Genomic DNA, 23732 nt, shown 5'->3' with positions numbered 1-23732 from the left:
CTTCCGTCGCGACGAGCGTCGTGACGACCGCTCCGGTGGCGGCTTCCGCCGTGACGACCGTCCGTCCGGTGGCTTCCGCTCCGGTGGCGACCGTCCGGCCTCCGGTGGCGGCTTCCGCTCCGGCGGCGGCGACCGCCCGTTCAACCGCGACCGTCGCGACGACCGCCCCTCGACCGGTGGCTTCCGCTCCGGTGGCGACCGTCCGGCCGGCCGTCGTGACGACCACCGCGGTGGCGGCACCGCCACCGGCTCCTTCGGTCGCCGGGACGACAAGCCCCGCTGGAAGCGCAACGGCTGATAGCCGCAGCTGATCTGAGGGCCCGTACGACACTTTTGTGCCGTACGGGCCCTTCTGCGTACGCCCCCTTCGACACCCCCGACGCGGCCCCGGCGAATACGACTCGGGCTCCGGCGGTCGGCCGGGCTATGCTGCGGGGTGCGGGCCGTTAGCTCAATTGGCAGAGCAGTGGACTTTTAATCCATTGGTTGTGGGTTCGAGTCCCACACGGCCTACGTGACGCAGGTGGGGGTTACCCCTTCCGACCTGCGGTCGAGCGCCCCGCCTGGTTCCTACCGGGCGGGGCGCTCCGGCGTTGTGGGGCCCGTGCGTGCCCATTGCGCGCCCATCAGGACGCTCGGCGGAGGGCTACGGCGTGCCCGGCGGTGTCCGCGGGCTCCCGCCCCACCACGCGTGCCGAAGGCGGCGACCAGGGGTGTTTCCTGACGGACGGCCGGATTCCCGCGTGACTGCCTGTGTATGGCGGGGAGTTGTGGCGAGAGGGTGGCGCGGCCTGGCGGTCGGCCCGGGCGTACGTCCCCTTCCCGGACATTCTTCCCTTATTCCCGTCCGAAACCCCGTTGAACCGCGCTCAGTTAGTGAAATTCCCGCCCCCGAGGCGTGTTCGCGCCGCTACGGTAAGTGCGCGGGGTGGGTGAGGCGAGGGTCGGGAGGTCAAAGACGTGGAGCATTCGCGAGCGGGTGAGGGCGAGGGCGAGACGCGGGCCGGGGCGGGCGGCGGCGAGCCGACGCCCGCCGACCAGGTGGAGGAGCTGCTGAAGCGGGCGCAGAACGGCTTCGAGCTCGACGAGCCGCTGCTGGACCGGCTGCGGAGCGCGCTCATGCACCAGTCGGAGCTGCGCTCGTACCGCCAGCGCAATGACGAGCCGCGGCCACTGCGCTGCAACACCTACCGGCACATCTTCCTGCTCTCCGACGGCAGCAGCCGGCTGCTGTACGAGCTGGAGCACGACACCGGGCCGGACGACCGCTTCCTCTACGAGGTGTACGCCCGCGAGGAGGCGCTCGACCAGGCCGAGCGCCGGGTGCACGAGCGGATCGGCGGCGGCATCGGCCCCGGCACCGAGGCCGAGGAGCTGCCCGCCTGGCTGGCGGAGGAGCTGCTGCTCGCGATGGGACCGACGCGTCCCCACCGGGAGTACGTCTGCGACGCCTCGCCCGACCACGCGCGCCGTCTGCTGCGCCGCGCGGAGAACGCGGACGGGCCCGGTGAGGTGGTGCGCGAGCTGCTCCAGGGGGCGCTCGGACACCACATCGCGCTGATCACCAAGCCCCGCCGGCGGGGTGCGGGGCGGGACGCGACGTGGTGCCGCTTCTACGAGCACGCGTTCCTGCTGGAGGGCGGCGGCGAGGTCAGCCTCTGGGAGCTGGAGCACAATCTGACGGCCGACGGCCGCCTGGTGTGCGAGGTCTACCTCGACGAGGCGGAGGCCGAGGTGGCGGCGGACCGGCACGCCCGTGCGCAGGGCGTGGAGCTGTAGCCGGGCGGCCCGCGGCGGGATCCCCGGGGAACCGGGGCGGCGGTGGGGGTTACGGGGGGCCGCCAGTGTGTGCTATGGTCGTTCAAGTTGCAGTTGTGGTACCCATGAACTCGTGTGCGCCTGACGGTTTTGTAACCGAAGGCGCATTTTTGTTTTTGCCGGTCTATTCCGGTGTGGGGCCCATCCCATTCACAAGGAGATAGACATGGCTACTGGCACCGTGAAGTGGTTCAACGCTGAAAAGGGCTTCGGCTTCATCGAGCAGGACGGCGGCGGTCCGGACGTCTTCGCCCACTACTCGAACATCGCCTCCTCCGGCTTCCGTGAGCTGCTCGAGGGCCAGAAGGTTTCCTTCGACGTCACGCAGGGCCAGAAGGGCCTGCAGGCCGAGAACATCGTCGCTGCCTGACGATCGGATGCCCGCCCGGTCGATTGAAAGGCCTTTCGGCCCGATGACTCGACCGGGTATCGCATAGAGCATGACGCAATGGGGCCCGCACCACTGGGTGCGGGCCCCATTGTTGCCCCCGCACCAGCGCGCCCAGGCTTTTCCGCCGCTGTCCGTCCCGGACGGCCTCGCGATGCGAAGTCCTTGATCTCGGGCGTGCCACCCCATTGAGGGAAGGTCCCCGAATGACCCGCTCAGCCCGCCCTGCCCGCTCGTCCTCCGCCGACGGCGGCTCCGCCCGCCCGTCGCGCGCGCGTGGCCCGCAGTCCTCCCGTGGCGGTCAGCCCCGTGGCGGCCAGTCCAAGGGCCGCAAGCCCGCCGCCGCGCCCCTCCAGGGCGAGTTCGAGATGCCGGTCAGCACGACCCCCGCGCTGCCGCCCGTCGAGACCTTCGACGCGCTGGACATGCCGAACGGCCTGCTCGCCACGCTGACCCGCGAAGGCGTCACCGAGCCGTTCCCGATCCAGGCCGCGACGCTGCCCAACGCGCTCGCCGGCCGCGACGTCCTCGGCCGCGGCCGCACGGGCTCCGGCAAGACCCTTGCCTTCGGCCTGGCGCTGCTCGCCCGTACCGCGGGCCGCCGAGCGGAGCCCAAGCGCCCGCTCGCGATGGTCCTCGTCCCCACCCGTGAGCTGGCCCAGCAGGTCACCGACTCGCTCAGCCCGTACGCGACCGCCGTGAACCTGCGGATCGCCACGGTCGTCGGCGGCATGTCCATCGGCCGCCAGGCGCAGACCCTCGCGCGCGGCGCCGAGGTGCTCGTCGCGACCCCCGGCCGCCTCGCCGACCTCATCCAGCGCGGCGACGCCAAGCTCGGCGACGTGCGGATCACGGTCCTGGACGAGGCCGACCAGATGGCCGACATGGGCTTCCTGCCGCAGGTCACCAAGCTGCTCGACCAGGTCGACCCGGACGGCCAGCGGATGCTGTTCTCCGCGACCCTCGACCGCAACGTCGACCGGCTCGTCCGCCGCTTCCTCACCGACCCGGTGACGCACTCCGTCGACGCCTCCGTCGGCGCGGTCTCCACGATGGACCACCACCTGTTCCACGTGACCGACCAGGACAAGAAGGACTCCGTCACCCGGGTCGCCGCCCGCGCCGGCCGCGTGATCATGTTCGTGGACACCAAGCGCGGCGCCGACCGCCTGGTGAAGAAGCTGCTGTCCGAGGGCGTCCGGGCCGCCGCGCTGCACGGCGGCAAGAGCCAGCCGCAGCGCAACCGCACGCTGGACCAGTTCCGCACCGACCAGGTCACCGCCCTGGTCGCGACGAACGTCGCCGCGCGCGGCATCCACATCGACGGCCTCGACCTCGTCGTGAACATCGACCCGCCGACCGACCACAAGGACTACCTGCACCGCGGTGGCCGCACCGCGCGCGCCGGCGAGTCCGGCACGGTCGTCACGTTCGTGCTGCCCGAGCAGCGCCGTGAGATGTCCCGGATGATGACCACGGCGCAGATCACGCCGAACGTCATCAAGACGTACCCGACCGACCCGGAGCTCGCCCGCATCACCGGCGCCCGCGAGCCCAGTGGCGTCCCGGTCGTCATCACGCCCCCGGCCCCGGCCCAGCCGCAGGGCACCGGCAAGTCCTCCAGCTCCCGCGGCAGCCGCGGTGGCCGCGGCCGCACCCGCACGGACGCCTCCGGCTCCGCCACGGGCGGCTCGGGCAACAGCGGCAGCCGCCCGTTCCGCGGCTTCGGCAACGGCACGGAGGGCTCCCGCCGCTCCGGCACCCGCCCGGGCAACGCGGTCGGCCGTGGCCGTCGCAGCGGCGGCGGTGGCGGCGGCACGGGCGGCGGCGGCCGCCGCCCGTCCGCGGCGTGACGCGTACGGAGTGACCTGACGGTCTTCAAAGCCGGACGGGCTGGATGTGGCTGAGCTCAGCCACATCCAGCCCGTCCGGCGTTTGAGGACGCGCCCGCAGGGTGCTCGCCGCCGCAGGCGGCAAGACGGCCCGCAGTCGAAGATCCGCCGGACGGGCGAGCGGTGCCCGCCGCCGCAGGCGGGGCCCGTAGCCCCCAGACGTATCCGGGCCCCGCCCCACTCCGACGGCGGAACCCCGCTCGCCCGCGCGTCCGGCACGCGCAAGGCTGAGGGATACGCGCGGGACGGCCGGTCAGGAGAGAACACGGTGGGGAAGCGAGGCGAGCCCGGATCGGCTTCGACGCGCGGCCCGGCACGGAACCCCGCACGGAACCCCGCACGGACCCCGCCCCCGCAGAACGGGGAATCGCACTGGACCGCGGCCCGCCGCGCAGCGAGATGGCTTCCGGCCGTACTAATCGTCGGCGGCGCCGCCTTCGACTACTTCACGCCTCCCCGCTACACCTACGCCCCCTTCTTCTGTTCCGCCCCCCTCGTCGCGGCCGCCCTGTTGTCCCTGCGGGCCACCGCGGCGACCGCCCTGGCGGCCGTGGGCGCGGCCGTCACCCTCGCGGTCTACCACCGGGTGCACGACACGGCCGAGTCCGCGACCGAGGTCACCACGGTCATGGCCGTCTCCCTCCTCGCCCTCGGCCTCAACCGCATCGTGCGCCACGGCGACCAGCAGCTCGCCTCCGCGCGCGGCATCGCCGAGGCCGCCCAGCGCGCGGTCCTGCCGACGCCTCCCGCCCGCATCGCCGGGCTACGGGTCGCCGCGCGCTACGTCGCGGCGCAGGCCGACGCCCGGATCGGCGGCGACCTCTACGCCGTCCAGGACACCCCGCACGGCGTGCGCGTCATCGTCGGCGACGTACGCGGCAAGGGCCTGGGCGCGGTGGAGGCCGTCGCGGTGGTGATCGGCGCCTTCCGGGAAGCCGCCGAGCAGGAGCACACGCTCGAGGCGCTCGCGGCACGGCTGGAGCACGCGTTGCGGCGCGAGGGCACGCGGCGCGCCAACCTGGACCAGTCCGAGGGCTTCACCACTGCCGTACTGGCCGAGGTGCCGCCCGGAGCGAACACGCTGCGCCTGGTGAACCGCGGCCACCCGCCCCCGCTGCTGCTGCACGCCGACGGGCGGGTGGCCGAGACGTATCCGGAGGCGCCCGCGCTGCCGCTCGGCATGGGGGACCTGGGCGGGTGGCCGGACCGGGCGGAGGAGTGGGAGTTCCCGGCGGGTACGACGCTGCTGCTGTTCACCGACGGGGTGACGGAGGCCCGGGACGCGGACGGCGTCTTCTACGTCCCCCAGGAGCGGCTGCGCGGCAAGCAGTTCCGGAGCCCGGACGCACTCCTCGACACACTCGCCGCGGACGTGGCCCACCACTCGGGCGGACACACGGCCGATGACATGGCCCTTCTGGCGATCCGGCGCGGTGACGGCCTCCACCATCCCGTGGCCGCCGCGCGGGGCACCCTCAGCGCGACCGTGACGTCCACGCTCACGCACGCCTCTCCCGCCGACCCTGATTGATCTCGAATCGGCGCGTGCCGCCGAATATCGACTGACGAAGGATCAACTCCGTGGTGTTCCGGTAGCGCGCAGTAACTCGCCCCGTGCGCAACCCGCGTGTCCCGTGAAGTCCGGCCTCGGAAGTCGGTGGGTTCGGGCGTTCAGCTTGGAATCCGCCAGTCATGTCTATTAACGTTCGATAACGCAGCGCGGTCGTCACAGCCGCCGCAAGAGGCGGCACCGTGCGCCTTCGCCGAATCCCGCGGGCACAGCACCATCTGCACCACCAGCGACAACCGGGAACCGGGGAACCACCAAACTTGGGGTGAATCGGGCCGTACTCCGGCCTGTAGGAGACCTTCCTGTTCCGAACCCGTCAGCTAACCCGGTAGGCGAGAAGGAAGGAAAGGAGTCGCCCTCGTGGCGTCCAACAAGCCTGCCCTCGGCGATGGTTCGTACGAGCCCTACGGGCCGTACGGGTCGTACGACCAGCCGGAGCCGTCCGAGCCGTACGGGGCTTACGCGCCGGAGCCTTCGATCGTGCCCGCGTACATGGCTCCTCTGACGCCCCCGGCCGAGCCCGCCGTTGCCGTCGAGCCCGCCGTGTCCCCCATGGCCGCCGGGCCCGCCGGGGAGCCCGGCGAGGTGTGGAACCCCACCGAGGACTCCATCGCCCCGGTCCGCGGCAGACACCGCGTCGTCAAGCAGCGCGGCGGCACGATGGCCCGTAGCGGTGCGGTCCTCGGCGTCGGTGTGATCGCGGCGGTCGGTGCGGGCGGCATGGCGACCGCACAGGACCGCCCGGCGGCGCCGATATCCGTGCCCGACGTGACCCAGAACATCCCCGGCTTCGGCGCGCTGCTGGGTGACGACGACAAGAAGTCGGACCCCGCTGCCGCCTCCGGCTCCGCCGCGGCGCAGGCGCCCGGCGCCGACCAGCCGCTGACCCAGGCGGGACTGTCCGCCGAGGAGGCGGCCCGGGGCACGTCCGACGCCGGCGAGGCGCTGCGCGCCCGCATCCTCCAGCAGGCCGAGCACCAGCAGAACCTCGGTGACGAGGAGGCCCGCGAGGCCGAGGCGAAGAAGGCCGCCGAGGCCCACCGGAAGGCGGCTGCCGAGAAGGCGGAGCAGGCCGCGGCCGAGAAGGAGAAGGCGGAAGCCGAGGCCGCGGCCGAGGCGAAGAAGGCGGAAGCGGAAAAGGCGGCCGAGAAGGCCGCCGAGAAGTCTTCGAACGAATCTTCTGGCGAATCTTCGAGCGAATCCGGGGGCGGCGGGTCGGAGTCCTCGGGCGGTGGCGGCCACAGCTCGGGCTCGTACTCCCTCCCCGTCGGCTCGTACACGCTGACCGCGGGCTTCGGCCAGGCCGGCGACATGTGGTCCGCGAACCACACGGGCGCGGACTTCGCCGCCCCGACCGGCACCCCGGTCAAGGCGGTCGGCGGCGGCACGATCACCAGTGCGGGGTGGGCGGGCGCGTACGGCTACCGCGTCGTGCTGACGCTGGATGACGGCACCCAGATCTGGTACTGCCACCTCTCCTCGATGGTGGTCACCTCGGGCCAGGTCTCGGCGGGCGACGTGATCGGCCGGGTCGGCGCGACCGGCAACGTCACGGGCCCCCACCTGCACCTGGAGACCCGGCCGGGCGGCGGCTCGCCGGTCGACCCGCTGTCGTGGCTGCGCGGCCGGGGCCTGGAGCCGTAAGGGCCGCACGGGGTCCGTAAGGGGTGCAGGGCCGAAGTGGTCCGTACGAACGTAGAAGCCCTACGTAGCCTGCCTGTCCTGTACGACGTCGATAATCGGTCCCGATAACCACACCTTTGCCGCGAATGCTTCAGGTTCGAGTGGGAACTCGGGGTGTGTGACGAATGCGACGATCACCACCTCCGTGCCTGCCCGCCTCGACCGGCTGCCCTGGTCCCGGTGGCACTGGACGGTGGTGATCGGCCTCGGCACCGTCTGGATCCTGGACGGCCTGGAGGTCACGGTCGTCGGCAATATCGCCGGCCGCCTCTCCGAGAAGGGCAGCGGCCTGTCCATCACCTCGGGGCAGGTCACGGGCCTGGCGGCGGCGCTGTACGTCGCGGGGGCCTGCGTCGGAGCGCTCTTCTTCGGCCGGCTGACCGACCTCTTCGGCCGCAAGAAGCTCTTCATGATCACGCTCGCCGTCTATCTGGCGGCGACCGCGATGACCGCGTTCTCCTTCTCCACGTGGTGGTTCTTCACCTTCCGCTTCCTGACCGGATTCGGCATCGGCGGCGAGTACGCGGCCATCAACTCCGCCATCGACGAGCTGATCCCCGCCACCTACCGCGGCCGCGTCGACCTGATCATCAACGGCAGCTTCTGGCTCGGCGCGATCGGCGGCTCGCTGCTGTCCATCCTGATGCTGGACACGAACATCTTCCCGGCCGACCTCGGCTGGCGGGTCACCTTCGGCTTCGGCGTCCTCCTGGGGCTGGCCATCCTGCTCGTACGGCGCCATGTGCCGGAGAGCCCACGCTGGCTGTTCATCCACGGACGCGGCGAAGAGGCAGAAGTGCTCGTGGCCTCCATCGAGCAACGCATCGAGATGGAAAAAGGCGAGGTGCTGCCACCACCCACGAGGCAGATCACGATCCACCAGCGCAAGAGCATCGGCTTCGGCACCATCGCCCGCACGGTCTTCTCCAAGTACCGGCGACGGGCGATTCTCGGCCTCGCGCTCTTCATCGGCCAGGCGTTTCTCTACAACGCGATCACCTTCGGCTTCGGGGCCATTCTCACCACGTTCTATGACGTGTCCACGTCCCACACCGGCTACTTCTTCGCGGTGATAGCGGTCGGGAACTTCCTCGGCCCGCTGTTCCTCGGCAGGCTCTTCGACACCGTCGGCCGCCGCATCATGATCTCCTCGACGTATCTGCTGTCCGGTGTGCTCCTCTTCGGCACGGCCGCGCTCTTCGGCGGCGGGCATCTGAGCGCCAATACCCTCACCGCCTGCTGGGCCGTCGTCCTCTTCTTCGCCTCGGCGGGCGCGAGCAGCGCCTATCTCACGGTGTCGGAGGTCTTCCCGATGGAGACCCGCGCCATGGCGATCGCCTTCTTCTACGCCCTGGGCACGGCGGCGGGCGGTATCAGCGGCCCGCTGCTGTTCGCCTCACTGACCGCGAACGGTGTCGTCGGCGACACGGTCCTGGCCTTCCAGATCGGCGCGGCGCTGATGTGCGTGGCCGGGCTGGTGGCGGCGTTCCTGGCCGTACCGGCGGAGGGCCGCTCGCTGGAGGACATCGCGGCACCGCTGTCGGCGGCATCGAAGTCGTCGCCGCCGGGTCCGCCGGACCCACCGACGCCGGAGGCGGGGGCGGTGACGGCGGAGGCTTGAAAGGGCCGACGCGAGCGCGCGGCGGTAGCGGGCGACCGGTCGGCGGAAGCGGGTGGCCGGTCGGCGGAAGCGGGCGGAATAGCAACCCCCGCCCGGACGTTGTGTCCCCGCATGGCTGACACTCACAAGAAGATCGGCAATCTTTCCGTCCACCCGCTCGCCCTCGGCGGCAATGTCTTCGGGTGGACGGCCGACGAGGCGGAGTCCTTCGCCGTCCTCGACGCGTACGCGGCGGCGGGCGGCAACTTCATCGACACCGCGGACATCTACTCCGTGTGGGCACCGGGCAACGAGGGCGGCGAATCCGAGACCGTCATCGGCAATTGGTTCGCCTCCCGCGGCAACCGTGCCGACATCGTCCTTGCCACCAAGGTCGGCGGCGGCCAACCCGAGAAGCGCGGGCTGTCCGCGAACGCCATCAAGTCGGGCGTCGAGGAATCGCTGCGGCGGCTGCGCACCGACTACATCGACCTCTACTACACGCACTTCGACGACCCGTCGGTGCCGGTGGAAGAGTTCATCACGGCCCTCGACGCCCTGGTGAAGGAGGGCAAGGTCCGCGAGATCGCCGCCTCCAACATCACCGCGGACCGGCTGGCCGAGGCCCTCGCCTTCTCCGACGAATCCGGGCTCGCGAAGTACGCCGCGATCCAGCCCCACTACAACCTGGTCTCGCGCGACACGTACGAGGGCGACCTGGCCGACGTCGCCGCCCGCCACGGCCTCGCGGCCGTCCCGTACTTCGCCTTGGCCTCGGGCTTCCTGACCGGCAAGTACCGTCCGGGCCGGACCGTGGACAGCGCACGGGCGGAGGGCGCCGGCAAGCACCTGGAGTCCGAGCGCGGCCGCCGCATCCTGACGGCCCTGGACGAGGTGGCCGCGGCCCACGACGCCGAGGTCGCCACGGTGGCCCTGGCCTGGCTGAACGCCCAGCCGACGGTCGCGTCCCCGCTGGCGAGCGCGCGCACGGTGGAGCAGCTGCCGGCACTGCTGGCGGTGGCGGACGTGACGCTCACGGAGGCGGAGCTGAAGCGTCTGACGGAGGCGTCGGCGTAAGGGGGGTCGGGGGAGGGCCGGGGTCAGCCCCCGGCCCTCCCCCGTGACGGGCCGGGTCAGGCCCTGCGCTCGACGGCCCAGGAGGCGAGGGCGACCCCACCGGCGACGGCGAAGACGGACGGTCAGGCGCCGACCTTCTTGGCGAGCGGATGGGACCCGGCGAACGCGGCGACGTACAGCCCGCTCAGCGCGGCGGCCTTCCCCGCCCCGGCCGACCGTGCCCACTGCCGCGCGGCCACGGCCCCGGCGGCGGCCAGCGCCACACCGCCGAGCGGCCGCTGCTTGGTCCAGCGGGCGACGCCGTAACCACCCACAAGCCCGCTCGCGGCTACAACAGACGTCGGAATCCGACCCATAAGGCACCTCCAGGCTAAGGAAAAGCTCGGTCCCCAGAGGCTATCGCCGCGTAGATTCGATACTTGAGGGAGGCTTCGACCCGAGGAGCGCACAGGTGATCTGGTACGGGCCTAATGTCCTGAGATTGGCCGATGCGCTGGTCGATGCGTACGCCGAGGTGTTCACGGAACCGCCGTGGAACGAGGGCGAGGAATCCGTTCGTCACTTCCGCACCCGCCTCACCACTGATGCACAGCGACTCGGCTTCCGCGCGGCCGTCGCCCAGTCCTCGGCGGGCATCGAGGGCTTCGCCACGGGCTGGCTCACCCAGCACCCGTTCCCGACGGCGCGGGCATACGGCAAGGTCACGGCCCAGCTCGGCCCGGAACGCGTCACCGACCTGCTGATGGGCGCCCTGGAGGTCGACGAACTGGCCGTCCGCCGCCGCTCCCGAGCCAACGGCCTGGGGCGCCGCCTCCTCACCGAACTCACCACGGACGCCCCCGCGGCCCGCTCCTGGCTCCTCACGGCCCGCAAGGCCACGGCCACCATGGCGACGTACCACCGCCTGGGCTGGCACGAACTACGCCCGCTGCCGGGCGCGGAGAACGACATAGCGGTCTTCCTGTCCCCGACCCACCCGGGCGCCACCGCCGGCGGCCAGCGCCCTCAGCCGAGCCGCCCGATCCGTATGGCCCCGACGAAGTCCGCCCAGGCGCCGTGAGGGAACGCGATGACGGCGCCGCCGGGGTTCTTGGAGTCGCGGACGGCGGTGTGGTGCGAGCGGAAGGCCGCCTCGACGCACTCCGTCGTACCGGCCCCGCTGTACGAGGACTTGAACCATGCGTCTGCGGCTATCGCCGAAGGTCCGTCGTGCATCACATCTCCCTCAGGGCACGCTCGATAAGGGCGGAGGTAGCCGCCACCGCCTGGGCTGGCACGCGCTGCGGCCGCTGCGCTGCCGTGCGCGGAGAACGACATGGCGTGACCTTGGGACGAGGCCGCGCGAAGGCTTGAGCAAGATGTCGGGTTCTGTGGGGACCGTTTCGCGCCTCTCCCCCCGGCTGAGGACTTGCCGGAGGGAGACAGGGCGACCGTCGAGGCACTCGCAGGAGGGCGCAGTGGGGTCTAGAGGGCGCGCTTGAATGAGATACGGACGGTGTCGGCCCCGGGGTCCACGATGATCGAGGTGCCCCCCTTCGCGTGGTGAACGGTGACGGAGGACGGGCTCTCCTCGTCGACCTCGACCGTGTACTCGACGCGATTCTGCTCGGACATGAGCGCAGCCTTCCAGGCAGGAACCCCGAGGGGTTGGGAGTGATCGTCTGGTGGGACGTCAGGAACCGTAGCACCCACCCCGGCGGCGACGTCAATCCTGGGTTTACAAAATGCCGGCGTAAAATTCCGGCCGTAAGGAATGTTCTCGCGGGGCTGCGCGCTAGGTCGTCAACTGGAAATTGACGACGCTCAAACGTCAAAGTTAACCTCGGTGGTGCTGATGTGCACAGTGCGGCGATGCGGAGAAGCACCATGAGCGAGACCAACACCTTCGGCGCCTGGCTCGAACGACAACTCCAGAGGAAGCAGGTCAGCCAGAGTCAGTTGGCTGCTGCTCTGGACGTGAGTCGCGCTGCAGTCTCGGCGTGGGTCAACAACCGGGCCATGCCACGGGCGGACAAGCTGCGAGCCATTGAGCAGTTCCTGCAACTGGAGCCGGGCGCGACGACGGCAATGGGTGAACCGGAACCAGGCGGTGGGGCCGCCAGGTGGTACCACCGGAAGGCTCATGCAGATGGCGGACGGGAGTTCGGCAACGCCGCAGCCTTCGCGTTCGACGCGGATCTGGCCATCCTGGCGCGCGAGGCCACCCAGAACAGCCTCGATGAGAGGCTTGACCAGGGTCGCCCGGTACGCGTGCGGTACACGCTGCACGAGCTCACGGGCGAATACCTCAGTAACTTCCTCGAGGCTCTGCACTGGAGTGACCTCGAAGCCCATTACGACGCGGCCGCGCAGCACCCGCAGAAGGTCGGCCGGGTGCTGGCCGAGGGCTTGCGGAGGCTCCGTGACACCAGCAGCTTGTTGCTGCTCCGCATCGACGACTACAACGCGTCGGGGCTGACCGGTTCCGAGTACGACGACGGCAGATTTGCTGCTGTTGTGCGACGGCAACTCGATAGTCACAAGGAGAACGGCGGGCGGGCCGGAGGTTCCTACGGCCTGGGCAAGGCAACGCTCTGGGCCACGAGCCGGTTGGGGCTGGTGCTGATGAACAGCACGCTCTCGCAGCCACACGAAGGGCGGACCGAGCGGCGGCTCATCGGGCGGTTGGACCTGCCGTGGCGTGAGGTCGACGGCGTTCCGTATGCCGGCCCCGCGTGGCTGGGCGAGCCCGACACTGCCCCCGCCTACAAGGGGGTCTCCCGATCCTGGTGGGCGGACGAGGAGACGACGAAACGCTTGTATCTGCAACGTGAGAGCGCCGAACCGGGTACCTCGTTCCTGATCGTCGGCGCCCACGATGCCGGCGACGATGCCGAGAAGGACTCCCTCGGCTTGGCGGACATGCATGCAAAGCTCGTCGGTGCCTTGGCGAAGAACTTTTGGGCAGCCATGACTTCTGGCCGCTCCACGTTGCCACTGCTTCAGTCTTCGGTGACGGCGCTGCGCAACGGTAAGGAGGTAATTCCCGAGGAGCGGGTAGACCCCCACGCGCATCGCCCTGCGGAGACACGGGCGCTCAAGGCCTACTTGGACCGCGAGACAGTGGACGTTCTGACGGCCAGTGACCAGGTAGCTCTCACCACCGTGGAACTGCGGGTTCCTCCCCTGCGTACCGACGGAGCCCGGGCAGGCAAGGGTGTGTCGCACGAAGCGGTGCTACTGGTGACTCCCGCCGACGGCGCCGACAACGAGTACAACAGGCTGGTGTGCATGCGCGGCAACCGAATGACCGTTGAGACACGGCGACCGCGTGAGATTCCGCTCGGCACGGACCCCTTCCAGGCTGTCCTTCTCGCCGGTTATGCGACTGGGCGGGAGGGAGAGGACGTCAGATTGGCAGAAGCCTTCCTCCGTGCTTCCGAGCCACCCGAGCACAACAAGTGGGACCGGACGGACGAGCTGGCAGCTGTCTATGTACGTGGCGCTTTGACGCGCCTCGCGGAGTTCCGTAGCGCGATGGACAACGCGGTCCGCAGCATCGTCGGTCGCAAGGAGTCCCGAAACGACACCGGCCCGGCGGCTCTCAGGGAGCGGTTGCGGTTGGGTGCCGAGGTCAGTCGTCGGAGAAGCGAGAGCCCGCCGACAATCTGTGGCCTTTCGGCTCGTGTGGACGAGACGGGAGCTTGGCACATCGAGGCGGAGTTGCGAGTGCCGCAGCGGGACGATCCCTGGTTGGCCACGCCTGTTGCGAAGTTCGATGTGCGGTCGGGAGGCCGGCCCGTGTTGGCATGGGCAGAACTGTCGGCAGGTGAGAACTGCCGGATCGAAAATGGAATTCTACGGATCGAGCCCGGCGTGAGAAGCGCTTACTTCTCTGGTGTCACCGATCCGGACAGTCACCCTGTGCCGGCCACGCTGGCACGACTCGTCGTCGACCTCCAGACTGCCCGGGGAGCGATGGCATGAGGTCTACGGTTTCCTACCGCACGTTGGCAGGCGACGTTCGGTTGGAGGTCGCGAGTGCGAAGATCGACAGTCACGACCTCCCGTACTCCAGGATCTCCAGAGAACAGCAGACAGTCGCGTTGCACGAGGTCGAGCGCGCGCGTTGGGACGAAGCACGCTTCGAGGTACGTGTCACGCTGCCGGAGCGGGAGATCGCAGAAGGCCCCTGGGAAGACGTGGTGTGTGTAGCGGTGCTCGCCGAAGGTGCCACCAACGCGCGTTCGGTGACACGGCTCGCACCCACACAGCAAGGGGCCTGGACGGGCAGGGTCCACATGGCCCGGGCCATGCACCGTAATCGAGCAGTGTTGACCGCCTCTGTTGTCGCCACCGTCGGAGGTGTGCCCGGACGGGTGATCGGCGGCACGGAGAGGCCGTGGTACTTGGACCTGGCCGCCCGTGACCCCCGTCGTGAGCGGGAGCTGAACATCATTGAGGTTGATTTCCGTGACGGGCCCGAGCAATGGCTCAGGCCGTTCAAGGAGGCACCGTGGTTGGTGGACGCGACAGGCGACATGCCGACCGTACGCCTCAACACTGCCTTCGAGGGCGTCATCGATCTCCTGAATGGATCCGGTAGCCCGGTGGAGAAGGCCATGCGGGACGTCGTCGCAGCCCAGATCGCCGAGGAAGCATGGACGGCTATGTTCCATTCCGCTGTCACTGACCTCGACTTCGACGAGGACGGAACTCCCCGCCTTCCTTCTGGGTGGAGAGGAGCTGTCCTGCGGTCCATGCTTCCGGAGGTCGTACCTGCCGCATCGCTGGAGAGCGCGCTGCATGAGGTGCACAAACGGCGGAACGACGGACAGAGTTGGTCGGAGATGCAGGCGAGCATCCAGTACGCGGCAGCTCGTCGCAGCAAGGTGGCGAAGGGATTGAGAGACGCGGTGCGCGTACTGGATCGTGTTGATGAGGGGGCTCGCCGATGAGCCGGGCCGACACGTGCCTTCCGGAGCAGCTGGCGTTGCTCCCCGGGCCGATTGTGAGCAGGTACCTCAGCGAAGGGGTGCGCAGTGGCGCCGATGAGCCGCCACGAGTTGCGCTGATCCGTGAAAGCAAGCCATTGGCCGACACCGGGGTCAGATGGGCCACCGCTCCCGTCCGGGGGCTCCTCGACGAAGCGATGAGACGATTCGCCGACCGACGGACACGGGCGGACGCCTGGTTGGCTCCACGGTTGCATGCCACGATCAGGATGACCCGGGCCGAGGCAGCTGAGCCGGAGTTGTGGGCCTACCTTGCCATGGTTGTTGCCCCGGACTATGTCGTGTGGCGGCACAAGGGGGCTGTCGGCAAGGACGGCGGTAGTCCGTCCGCGACCGGAGACCGCTTCCTCGGCCCGCACTACAAACAAGCCTTTGCCAGGTTGTGGTGGGCTGCCGAGATGTTCCGCGACGGAGAGGACTACAGGCCTGCAGAGGTGGCCTGCAGTAACCAGGACATGGTGAACACGACGCTGCGACTTTCTGTCGTCGACCACCGCCCCACCGCGCGTGCCCTGGTTCGAGTCCTCGAGTCCTTGACGGCAGCCGAAACGTCGCTTCTCGGCGACAAGGTGAATGCGCTGTCCTCGGCCGTCAACGCGGCAGGATGTACTTTGATGTACGAGGTACTCGCCCCGGACGAACCGCTGCATCTAGACGGCCTCATGGGCTGGATCAGGGATGCCGAGTGGAGTGCGTCCGTGCCGTGGGACCGACTGCCTGAGGGCCCGGACGACGGCCCTGTTCCACAACAATCTGTGGACCGCCTGACGAGCTACTTCGAGGAACTGTTGCAGGCGGCGCCTGTTCGCCAGCGGAAGGGAGCAGAGGGCAGCGGGCCGCAAGGCGGTGTCAGCCTCGCAAAGCTTGGTGAATGACCCCCGCAATGGCTCGTGACAGCCCGACAGGTACGGCGTTCCCGATCTGCCGCCCGATCTGTACCTTGCTGCCACACCACTTGAATTCGGGAGGAAAGCCCTGGATCAGTGCTGCCTCGTAGTGCGTGATCGGCCGGTGGGCCGTGGGGTGCAAGTAGCGCCCCTTCTCCGGTTTGTAGAACTCTGTGCGAATGGTCACGGACGGCCGGTCCCAGTACATGCGCCCCATGACGTCGTGCGAACCGGTCCGATGAGCGATCCAATTCGGGGTGGAGAGTTCGTCGGGAATATCGTGTCTGTTGCCGCCGGGAGGAATGGACATGTAGCGCCGTACCGACAGTTCGACCGGGCGGCGTCCGACATGGAGGTCGGTGGTCTCGAAAATCCCAGGCAGACTCTTCCCGAGTGGGGCGCATCTGCCGGCGGGGAGTGACGTGGTCAGCGCCCAGTAGGGAGTCTTTGCGAAAACCTCCGGGCCTACACTCACCCAGGGTTGCAATATTTCGGTCCCGGTCAGAAGCGAGTCGCCGGCCACAGCGTTCTTCGCGTGCGTACGCGGCGGATACCGGAGTTCGGCGAGGCCCTGCAGATCACGGCGAACCGCTATGACGATTGCTCGGCGGCGGGCCTGTGGAACACCGAAGTCGGCTGAGTTGAGGACTGAGAACTCGACGAGTCGGTAGTCGCGCAGATCCCCATCAGGCTTCTCCGTCGCGGCATGCAGGAGGGCGAACTCGGGGGACCGCAGGAAGCGGTCCACGTTCTCGATCACGAAGATCTTCGGCTTGATGGTGTTCACGATGCGCAGGTATTCGCGCCACAATTGATTTCGCGGGTCGTCGGCATCTTCTTTACCGAGACCGGAAAAACCTTGACAGGGAGGCCCACCGAGGATCACTTCGGCCTGAATGCCAAGTTCCTCAGGAAACCATGTCTCGATGTCACCCGCATGGATGTGATCAATGCCGCCTGCCTCTTCAGCGAAATTCAAGGCGTAGGTCGATGCTGCGGCGATATCGTGCTCGACGGCGGCGACGGAGCGGAAGGCCGGTTTTCCTGAGCCTGCTGTCAAGAGGGAATGAAACCCTTGAGTGAAGCCACCGCATCCAGCGAAGAGATCAACAATGCTGATGGGTTCGGTGGTGCTGTCGGCGGCCATGTCGACGAGTGTAGCCGGCGGGGCGGGTGGTTCACTAACCCACCCGCCCGCCTGGGCCGCTGTGTTGTCATCTGCTCAGAGCTTGCGCGATCCGCTTGCCAACGGCTTCGGCGACAGGTGGAGGGGAGGCGTGTCCCACTTGGCGGTAGACAGAGGTCTTGCGTCCGTGAAAGGTCCAATCAGTGGGGAACGACTGGAGTGTGGCTGCCTGTCGGACGTCGAGCATCGGCAGGAGGTCGATCGGGTCATGGGGTCCCGGGACATCGTCGGCGATGCTCTTGCCCTCTACCCCTAGCCGGGCCCACGCCTTCTTCTGCCCGGTCGGCCCAAGGTCCGCCCCACCGCGCTTGTCCGAGCCTCCCACCAGGGCAGGACCAGGCTTGTTCGCGGCCGCAGCCCAGGCGCTCGCGCCGGGCCAACCCCGGGAAGCCATGGAGGAGCCGAGGGCTTCGCCAACTGTCGGCGCGAATGTGCCATTGGGCTCGGGCCAGCGGAAGGCGGAGTGGTGAGGGTCACGCAGAGCCACGAGAAAGCCCTGCTTTCGGTATTGCGGAACTCCGAAGTCGGCCGAGTTGAGCACCTGCCACGAGCAACGGTATCCCTGGTCGGACAGGCATTCCTCGATCCACTCGCGGTCCGATGCGTATTTCTCGGAGGTGACCAGTTCGGGAACATTCTCGAGCAACACGGCACGAGGTTGTACGGAATGAGCCATCCATACCGCGGCCTGAAGGAGTTTCCATTCGGTATCCGAATCTGCGCGCTGAATGGTTGCCGCTGACTTTACGCGTGGAAGCCCACCGCTCAGTAGATCTACGTCGTACACTTTGTCGTGCTCGGCAGGGTCGAAGTCCATGACGTCAGCCTGCAGCACATTCCAGTGGGGGCGGTTCTGGTGCAAGGTCCTACAGCAGTGAGCATTGCTGTCGATGAGCAGCACCGGATCGAACCCCGCCTGCTCCAGGCCGAGCGCTTGCCCACCCGCACCTGCGCAGATCTCGAATGATGTGAAGCGTATAGGGGGCATCGCCATTCCTCTCCCTCGGGCCGGTACTGATTCGAATGGGTACATGCCGCGGCAGCATTACCTCTAAAAACCTCGAGACTGAACCTCGATGATCGGCTCGTCCGATGAGTTGATAGTCGTGAAACGAACCACCTTGTTGTCGGTTCCTGTCGCCGAGGTGGGGGCGATGAACGAGAAGGCCATTACCAGCCTGCTGGGGTCGAGACGTCCGGTCTCCGTGACCGCTGCCCGGTATTCGGACTCCACCACGGGGTACAGGGTGACCACCCCGCGACGTTCGGCGACGTACCGCTCGGTCTCGGTGTCACCGCAGGAGGGGAAGGCTCCGGCGATGCGATGGGCGGCGGGTCGGTGCTTCGGTTCGCTTATGGCGCCGAAGAGAGGGCCACGGCGCCGGTCGCGACCGAACCAGGAGAAGGTGCGGTCCGATGTAAGGGCAGCACGCTTTCCTCCGGTGGCGTGCTGTGGCGCGAGGATGAGCCAATCGTTCACCTGACCGGTCACCTTTGTGATCGCTTCGAGGTAGGTCAGATGGGGCGCGAACTGTTGCTCGGCGCCCCATTTCAGGGAACGGAGAAGCACGAGCAGATCATGCGGAGCGAGAATGCCTGTTAGCGCGCTGAACTTGTGCAACCTTCCGGTTGCTTCCTCACGGTGGGCGAAGTCTGAGGGAGTGGACGACAAGCCCTCAAGAACCGGTGCCCACAGACCGGTGTTGTGCCGCAGTGCCGCCGACTGGGTGGGATAGGCGGTGGGTTCCTGCCATTCGCCCGGCGAGCGCACCTCCATCAGGCGGGCGTTGTACATCTTGTTCGGGCTGGTCGGCTTCAACCACGGCAGATGTTGGGAGACCAGAGGTGGCACCTGAGCGGGAGTGACCTGGGGGTGGCCATTGATGAGGACCGCATACTTCGCGAGTTGAGCACGGAAGGACTCCTCGTCGCGGCAGATGGCTTCGAAGCCCTCGTAGAGGTCGAGTTCCTTGGTGCCTGCCGACTCGTTACGTCCGATCCATAGACGGACCAGATCGCGGTAGCCCGCGCGGAATCCGAACCAGCGCCCCATCTGCATCATTGTGGAGGCGTTGCCCGCGCGACGCCGATAGTACGAGACAGTCAGGCCTTCGACGGTGAAGCCGCGGGAGAGCTTCTGACCACCCAGCAGGATCTTCCAGATGGATCGTCGTTCGAAGTCGGCCTCGCCGCGCTCGATGTCCTTGTCGCCGTTCACAACGATGACAGGGTTGAGATCGCCGCCGATGCGGGCTGTTGCTGCACCGATGTAGGGGGCGAGCTCGTCGAAGCTGCCGGGCACAGCGTAGCCGTCGGCCCGCGCGTGGGACACCGGGAGAAGGTCCGACTCGAAGAGTTCTCGGAGGCGTTCATACCCCGTGGCGCTCGTGTAGCCGGATTCGTCCCAGAGGCGCAGAAGGCGCCCTTTCAGCTCGCGGTGATCGGCGGTGAGCCGGGATTCGTGGACCAGCATGGTGTGGTGGCGGTAGGCCTCCGCCGGCACGTGCGGATCCTGCGACTCCCGGTAGACCTTCACCGCTGCGGTGAGGACGAACATGTCCATGGCACGGCGCAGCGAGGAGTCGTCGTCCTCCTCCTCAGCTGCGTCGATCGACCGGATATAGGCCAGCTCGTTGGAGTTTGCGAAGGTGCGCTCGTCCTCAGGGATGTGCGAGTCGAGATCGTGAAAGTCCTGCACCCCCATGTAGCCCTTCGGGCGCGGCAGGGAGATCAGGAAATCTTTGGGGAAGATGTCTGCAGAATCGCTGGGGTCGATGAAGACGTTGGCGAACGGAGTAGCGGTGTAGCCGACGTACTGAGCGCGGGGGAGAAGCCCGAGCAACTCGGAGAGCTTCTCGTTGATGGCCGTGCGTTCGGCGTTGCCGCTGCGGCGTGGGTTGGTGGTGTTGACGGACGCCTCGTCCGATTCGTCGTCGATGATGAGCGTCGGGATCTCACCTAGGAGCCCGCTGATCTTTTTGAGGTCCTTGACGAGCTTGGTCAGTACCGACTTGTTCTTCTTGACCACCATCAAGCGGGCAGCGGCCTGATCCAGATTGCGTGGGTCGTACAGGGGGAGTGACTTTTCCCGCTTCTCGATCTCGAGTGCGCGAATCCCCTGGGCCAGGGACTTGTAGTCGTTGTCGCGCGTGGTCAGCCGCTCGATGTCGAAGCCGCCGCGTTCGGATGGCAGCCCGGTATGGCTGAGGAAGCGGCCACGAAGCCAGTCACGGTCGTCGGCGTAGTCGGATTCGGTCTCCACAGTGCCGCGGAGGATGTTCTCCCTGCCGACCAGCTCCATGTCCAGCCGCCGCTGGGTCTGCCCCCGCAACAGGTTGAGGGTGCCGCCGAGAACGATGACCAGACGGTAGCCGGCGTCGACGGCCTTGGCCACGACGCCCGTGAAGTTGGCGGTTTTACCGGATTGGACGTATCCGACGACCAGACCTTTGGACTGGTACGCCTCGGCGGAAGTGGGGTCGGCCATCCGCTCCACGACGCGTTCCGCAGCCTCGCCCAGGTCCGCCACCCTGTCGTCCGACCAGCCCTTGGTGTCGCGCAGGTAGCGCTCGTAGGCGGGCCAGTACCAGTCCGTGCCCCGAGGCGCACTGTGCCCGCGCCACGGGGTGTACTCCCGGCTGATCACGACGGGGCCCGCCTGCTTGTTGACTGGAATCTCCGTGTCGAGCAGTTTGCGCGTCGCCGGTTCCAGGCCGAGCCGATCGAACACCACGGTGCGGCGTTCGTCGGTGCGGGCCTCGGTGCCGGCGCACCATACGTCGGTGGCTGCGCCGGCCGCGTAGTCCCATTCCGTGAGCTGTTTACGCCACAACCGCAGTAGCGCGCCCGTTTCCTCGCTGTCACCGGCAAGGGCGTCACGGAAGGCCGCTTCGGACGAGTCCACCAGGGCGGCCTGCATGCGGGCGTAGAACTCGACGCTTTCGGACAGAGGCATGGGGACGCCGGCCTGCATCCCGGCCAGGACGGTGTGGTGCAGGGACAGGAGTGTCTGAACTGAGCCGCTCTCGTTTGCGGTCATACGGTCTCTCCTCGATGTTGCTCCGAGACGGAGGGGGGCCATGCGAACTCGAACCCGTCACAAAGGGCAGCGGGAGGGTGTGGAGAAGGCGCCAGCCCCGTGATGTCGATCCGGTAGTCGATGGTGTCTATCCGGTCGGCGGCGCCGTCGGGCAACTTGTCCAGAACCGAGCGATCCAAGCGGGGGAAAAGGCTGTCAACCGATATGACGAGAGGCTTGCTGCGCAACCGCCACCGCTCGTCGTCCCGGCCGTGAGGCAGGGACAGTCGATGTAGAAGCAGGTCGAGCCGGTCGAGTGCCGCCGGTGCCTGTTCGGCCACCTCGCGCTGTACGGATTCCACGCAGTTGCTGAGAGTCACACCGTCCCGCCCGCCTCGGGTGACCTGGATGGAGACGAACCAGAGCGGGCGTCCGGGGGTGGGGGTGAGCTGGTCGAGTCCATGGATGGAGTGCACACGCTTCTCGGAGGCGGTGGCCTTGACCTCCACGTCGTATCCGGCGGGGCTGAAGTCGTGTTCCTCGCTCAGGGGGCCCTTCCACGATTCGATCGCGCTCGCCCATCCGTCGAACCGGGCCAGGTTGGTCAACACGGCAAGCTCGCCAATCAGGCCGATTCGTTTCTCCGCACCGAGTTCCCGGGGCCTGTCGAGCAAGGCGCGCCAAGCCCGCACGGTTTCTCCGAATGCCTGCTCGGGCGTGCGGCCGTCCACCGTGACACGGTCGGCAACAGCACACAGCAGGTCGTGGAAGTCGCGGAGCAACTCCCTTTGAGTGGTTCGCAGCCGGGCCATGCGGATTCCCCGGTGGGCGATCTCCTCCACGCGGATCAGGGGGTGCGGAGAGCGGGGAAGCCGTTGTCTGGGGCCCAACTGGAGGTGGAGCGCGATGTCGCGGTCATCCGTCACCACGTAGTCGACGCGAGGGGACGCCGGGCCGGCCAGCGGAAAGGAGACGCCGCGACCCGACGCCAGATACTCCTCCACCTCGGACCAGGCAGCTCGCGAATCAGCTGTCATGATCGGCGACACGGTCGAGTTCGCTGCGGGCGGCTGCCACCAGAATCGACTGCCAGAGCTGCAGGTTGTCCTTCTCCCGGGAGCCGCTGTACTCCTTTTCGAAGATCCCGTGCAGCATCAGGTACATCAGCGACTTGAGCAGTGGTGCATCGTTGAGGGTTCCGCTCCGGCCGCCCAGGATCGCTTGCCGATAGTGGTTGTTGAGTGTGACGACACGATTTTCACGGTCGAGCTCGAAGAACACGTTGCTGTTGAGCTTCTGCCACAGGATCGAGATCGGTTCCTCGCCTGGCATCAGGGGGAGTTCTTCCTCGATGGTGGCGCGCACCTCCGGGGCGATGCCACGCCCCGGTCCGATCACCGGCTTGCGAACGGTGCCGGACCGCTTGCGGGCTTCTCGGTAGACGGCTTCTGCGTCACCGAGGTATTGGGTGAACGGATTTCCAACCGGATCGGTGGCCTTTTCCAACGCGGTGATGAAATCAGGGGACGTCTCCACGCCGGCTTTCTTGACCGTAAGTCGGAAGAGGTCACCCGGCTCGGTGGGTAGGTCCATGGCGACCCGAGCAAGGGAGAGGTGCTGTTCGGGCTGGCGGTAGTTGTTCCAGCCTCCGGCCTGGACAAGACGATCGTTACGGTAGAAGTAGAAGCCCTGGCGGTCGATCACTGAACCGACGGCACGGTACTCGTCGAGGTTGGACTTCGGTGGCCAGACGTGGGCATCGAGGGTGAGAATCGAATCCAGGCCCGGGATGGCGGCTGTGAACCTTCGCGGATAGTCGGCGCTACCTGTCACGGGGTAGCCGAACGGGTCCAGTGGCTCGACGCCGAAGTCCAGGTAAACCCTGCGGGTACGGACATCCTCCACCGCGATCGTGATGTTGAAGTTGTCGCGGGCGAGAAAGCGGTGGAGGTACAAGCCGAGGTGCAGCCCCAGCTTGTTGATGGTCCGCTGCAGATACCGGTCGGTCTGGCCGCCGCCACCGTGCTTGGGAAAGTCTTTGACGCCGTCCCAACGGATGACGGTTCCCTGCCATTCGATGGGGCGCTTGTTGTCGTACCGGTCGATCAAGGCCTGGGCGTAGTCCGGATCGACAATGTCGCACTGGAAGTCGGAGCGCGCATGCTCCATCAGCCAGCGGCGTCCTACTGTCCTGGTGCGCTTCGTCGTGCTGATGACCGAGACGGCGTTCGCGTGCGAAAGCGAGGCAGACTTCAGGCCCGTACCGAACATGCCGAGCGCTCTGGGCTCGTAGTCGCGGCGCCCTCCGACAGTCATCGCGATGTCGAGCGCCTGGTCATCCATGCCACGCCCGTCATCGACGACCAGGAGGGAGACCAGCTGATCACCGTCACGAAGGAAGTGGATGACGACATCGTTCGCACCTGCGTCGATGGAGTTGTCCACGAGGTCGGCGATGGCTACCTCGAAGCCGTATCCCTGACTGCTCAACGCCTGCACATAGCGGGAATCCGGCGGGAGGCGCTTGGTGCCGGTGGTGGGGACGTCGAACTTCCAGTCGGTCATGTGCAGCCCTTGGTGTCCGGTCGGAGACGGGGATTCACTCGCTGTCACGATGGT

18 protein-coding genes, 1 tRNA gene, 2 pseudogenes and 1 riboswitch are annotated in these 23732 nt (G+C 67.8%); of the genes and pseudogenes, 13 read left to right on the top strand and 8 right to left on the bottom strand.

All coding sequences use genetic code 11. The annotated features are described in order from the left end of the window. The 9 genes and pseudogenes from FHS38_RS17660 to FHS38_RS17620 form a co-directional block, all read left to right on the top strand. Positions 1-298 (top strand): annotated as a pseudogene (locus tag FHS38_RS17660) (DEAD/DEAH box helicase); the annotation flags it as partial. 142 nt (positions 299-440) lie between these two features. After that, positions 441-513, top strand: a tRNA-Lys gene (locus tag FHS38_RS17655). A gap of 447 nt (positions 514-960) precedes the next feature. Further along, a complete protein-coding gene (locus FHS38_RS17650) occupies positions 961-1779 on the top strand; it encodes a DUF6227 family protein (RefSeq protein ID WP_184734539.1) in 819 nt (272 codons plus the stop codon). Positions 1780-1984: 205 nt separating this feature from the next. Next, positions 1985-2188 (top strand): cold-shock protein, encoded by a 204-nt coding sequence (locus FHS38_RS17645; RefSeq protein WP_130878768.1) that lies wholly within the window; start codon positions 1985-1987, stop codon positions 2186-2188. Positions 2189-2412: 224 nt separating this feature from the next. Further along, positions 2413-4059 (top strand): DEAD/DEAH box helicase, encoded by a 1647-nt coding sequence (locus FHS38_RS17640; RefSeq protein ID WP_184734538.1) that lies wholly within the window; start codon positions 2413-2415, stop codon positions 4057-4059. Between the two features lie 307 nt (positions 4060-4366). Beyond that, on the top strand, positions 4367-5629 hold the full coding sequence (locus FHS38_RS17635; protein WP_184734537.1) for a PP2C family protein-serine/threonine phosphatase: 1263 nt from the start codon (positions 4367-4369) through the stop codon (positions 5627-5629). Positions 5630-5849: 220 nt separating this feature from the next. After that, positions 5850-6018, top strand: a riboswitch (cyclic di-AMP (ydaO/yuaA leader). Positions 6019-6028: 10 nt separating this feature from the next. After that, positions 6029-7312 carry a M23 family metallopeptidase gene (locus tag FHS38_RS17630; protein WP_373301842.1) on the top strand — a complete coding sequence of 428 codons (1284 nt, stop codon included), beginning with the start codon at positions 6029-6031 and terminating at the stop codon, positions 7310-7312. A 157-nt stretch (positions 7313-7469) separates the two neighbouring features. Further along, positions 7470-8972, top strand: a complete 1503-nt coding sequence (locus tag FHS38_RS17625; protein WP_184734536.1) for an MFS transporter — start codon at positions 7470-7472, stop codon at positions 8970-8972. A gap of 111 nt (positions 8973-9083) precedes the next feature. Continuing rightward, entirely contained in the window at positions 9084-10028 is a 945-nt protein-coding gene (locus tag FHS38_RS17620; protein ID WP_184734535.1) for an aldo/keto reductase, read from the top strand. 56 nt (positions 10029-10084) lie between these two features. On the opposite strand, the pseudogene FHS38_RS17615 reads toward FHS38_RS17620, so the two are convergent. After that, positions 10085-10384: pseudogene (locus FHS38_RS17615) on the bottom strand (hypothetical protein). Between the two features lie 125 nt (positions 10385-10509). Here FHS38_RS17615 and FHS38_RS17610 point away from each other — a divergent pair. Then, positions 10510-11088: an N-acetyltransferase gene (locus tag FHS38_RS17610; protein WP_221495110.1), complete on the top strand. Its 579-nt coding sequence runs from the start codon at positions 10510-10512 to the stop codon at positions 11086-11088. On the opposite strand, the gene FHS38_RS17605 is transcribed toward FHS38_RS17610, so the two are convergent. Together FHS38_RS17605 and FHS38_RS17600 are read right to left on the bottom strand one after the other, a co-directional pair. After that, complete coding sequence (locus FHS38_RS17605; RefSeq protein WP_184734534.1) at positions 11034-11243, bottom strand: DUF397 domain-containing protein; 210 nt, start codon at positions 11241-11243, stop codon at positions 11034-11036. The two genes, FHS38_RS17610 and FHS38_RS17605, sit on opposite strands and share 55 nt — an antisense overlap. 249 nt (positions 11244-11492) lie before the next feature. Then, positions 11493-11642 (bottom strand): hypothetical protein, encoded by a 150-nt coding sequence (locus FHS38_RS17600; RefSeq protein ID WP_184734533.1) that lies wholly within the window; start codon positions 11640-11642, stop codon positions 11493-11495. A 252-nt stretch (positions 11643-11894) separates the two neighbouring features. Between FHS38_RS17600 and FHS38_RS17595 the strand changes: the two genes are divergently transcribed. From FHS38_RS17595 to FHS38_RS17585, 3 genes are read left to right on the top strand one after another with little or no spacing between them, the layout of a single operon-like run. Then, the gene (locus FHS38_RS17595) at positions 11895-13994 is read left to right on the top strand and encodes a helix-turn-helix domain-containing protein (RefSeq protein ID WP_229822684.1); all 2100 of its coding nucleotides are present in this window, start codon (positions 11895-11897) and stop codon (positions 13992-13994) included. Further along, the gene (locus FHS38_RS17590) at positions 13991-14965 is read left to right on the top strand and encodes a hypothetical protein (protein WP_184734531.1); all 975 of its coding nucleotides are present in this window, start codon (positions 13991-13993) and stop codon (positions 14963-14965) included. The genes FHS38_RS17595 and FHS38_RS17590 overlap by 4 nt, the downstream gene beginning before the upstream one ends. Next, positions 14962-15897, top strand: a complete 936-nt coding sequence (locus FHS38_RS17585; protein WP_184734530.1) for a DUF6339 family protein — start codon at positions 14962-14964, stop codon at positions 15895-15897. Before FHS38_RS17590 ends, FHS38_RS17585 begins: the two co-directional genes overlap by 4 nt. Here FHS38_RS17585 and FHS38_RS17580 read toward each other — a convergent pair. The 5 genes from FHS38_RS17580 to FHS38_RS17560 all read right to left on the bottom strand — a co-directional run bounded on the left by FHS38_RS17580 (position 15872) and on the right by FHS38_RS17560 (position 23678). Continuing rightward, positions 15872-17056 carry a DNA cytosine methyltransferase gene (locus tag FHS38_RS17580; RefSeq protein WP_184734529.1) on the bottom strand — a complete coding sequence of 395 codons (1185 nt, stop codon included), beginning with the start codon at positions 17054-17056 and terminating at the stop codon, positions 15872-15874. The genes FHS38_RS17585 and FHS38_RS17580 overlap by 26 nt on opposite strands. 67 nt (positions 17057-17123) lie before the next feature. After that, complete coding sequence (locus tag FHS38_RS17575; protein ID WP_229822685.1) at positions 17124-18089, bottom strand: DNA cytosine methyltransferase; 966 nt, start codon at positions 18087-18089, stop codon at positions 17124-17126. 57 nt (positions 18090-18146) lie between these two features. Further along, positions 18147-21134, bottom strand: a complete 2988-nt coding sequence (locus FHS38_RS17570) for a Z1 domain-containing protein (RefSeq protein WP_184734528.1) — start codon at positions 21132-21134, stop codon at positions 18147-18149. After that, positions 21131-22117 carry a PD-(D/E)XK motif protein gene (locus FHS38_RS17565; protein WP_229822687.1) on the bottom strand — a complete coding sequence of 329 codons (987 nt, stop codon included), beginning with the start codon at positions 22115-22117 and terminating at the stop codon, positions 21131-21133. The genes FHS38_RS17570 and FHS38_RS17565 overlap by 4 nt, the downstream gene beginning before the upstream one ends. Positions 22118-22139: 22 nt before the next feature. Next, positions 22140-23678 carry an ATP-binding protein gene (locus FHS38_RS17560; protein WP_184734526.1) on the bottom strand — a complete coding sequence of 513 codons (1539 nt, stop codon included), beginning with the start codon at positions 23676-23678 and terminating at the stop codon, positions 22140-22142. Between the last annotated feature and the right edge of the window lie 54 nt (positions 23679-23732).

The organism is Streptomyces netropsis (genome assembly GCF_014203545.1).
Lineage (GTDB): Bacteria > Actinomycetota > Actinomycetes > Streptomycetales > Streptomycetaceae > Streptomyces > Streptomyces netropsis.
This window is presented reverse-complemented; position numbering and strand designations above follow the sequence as displayed.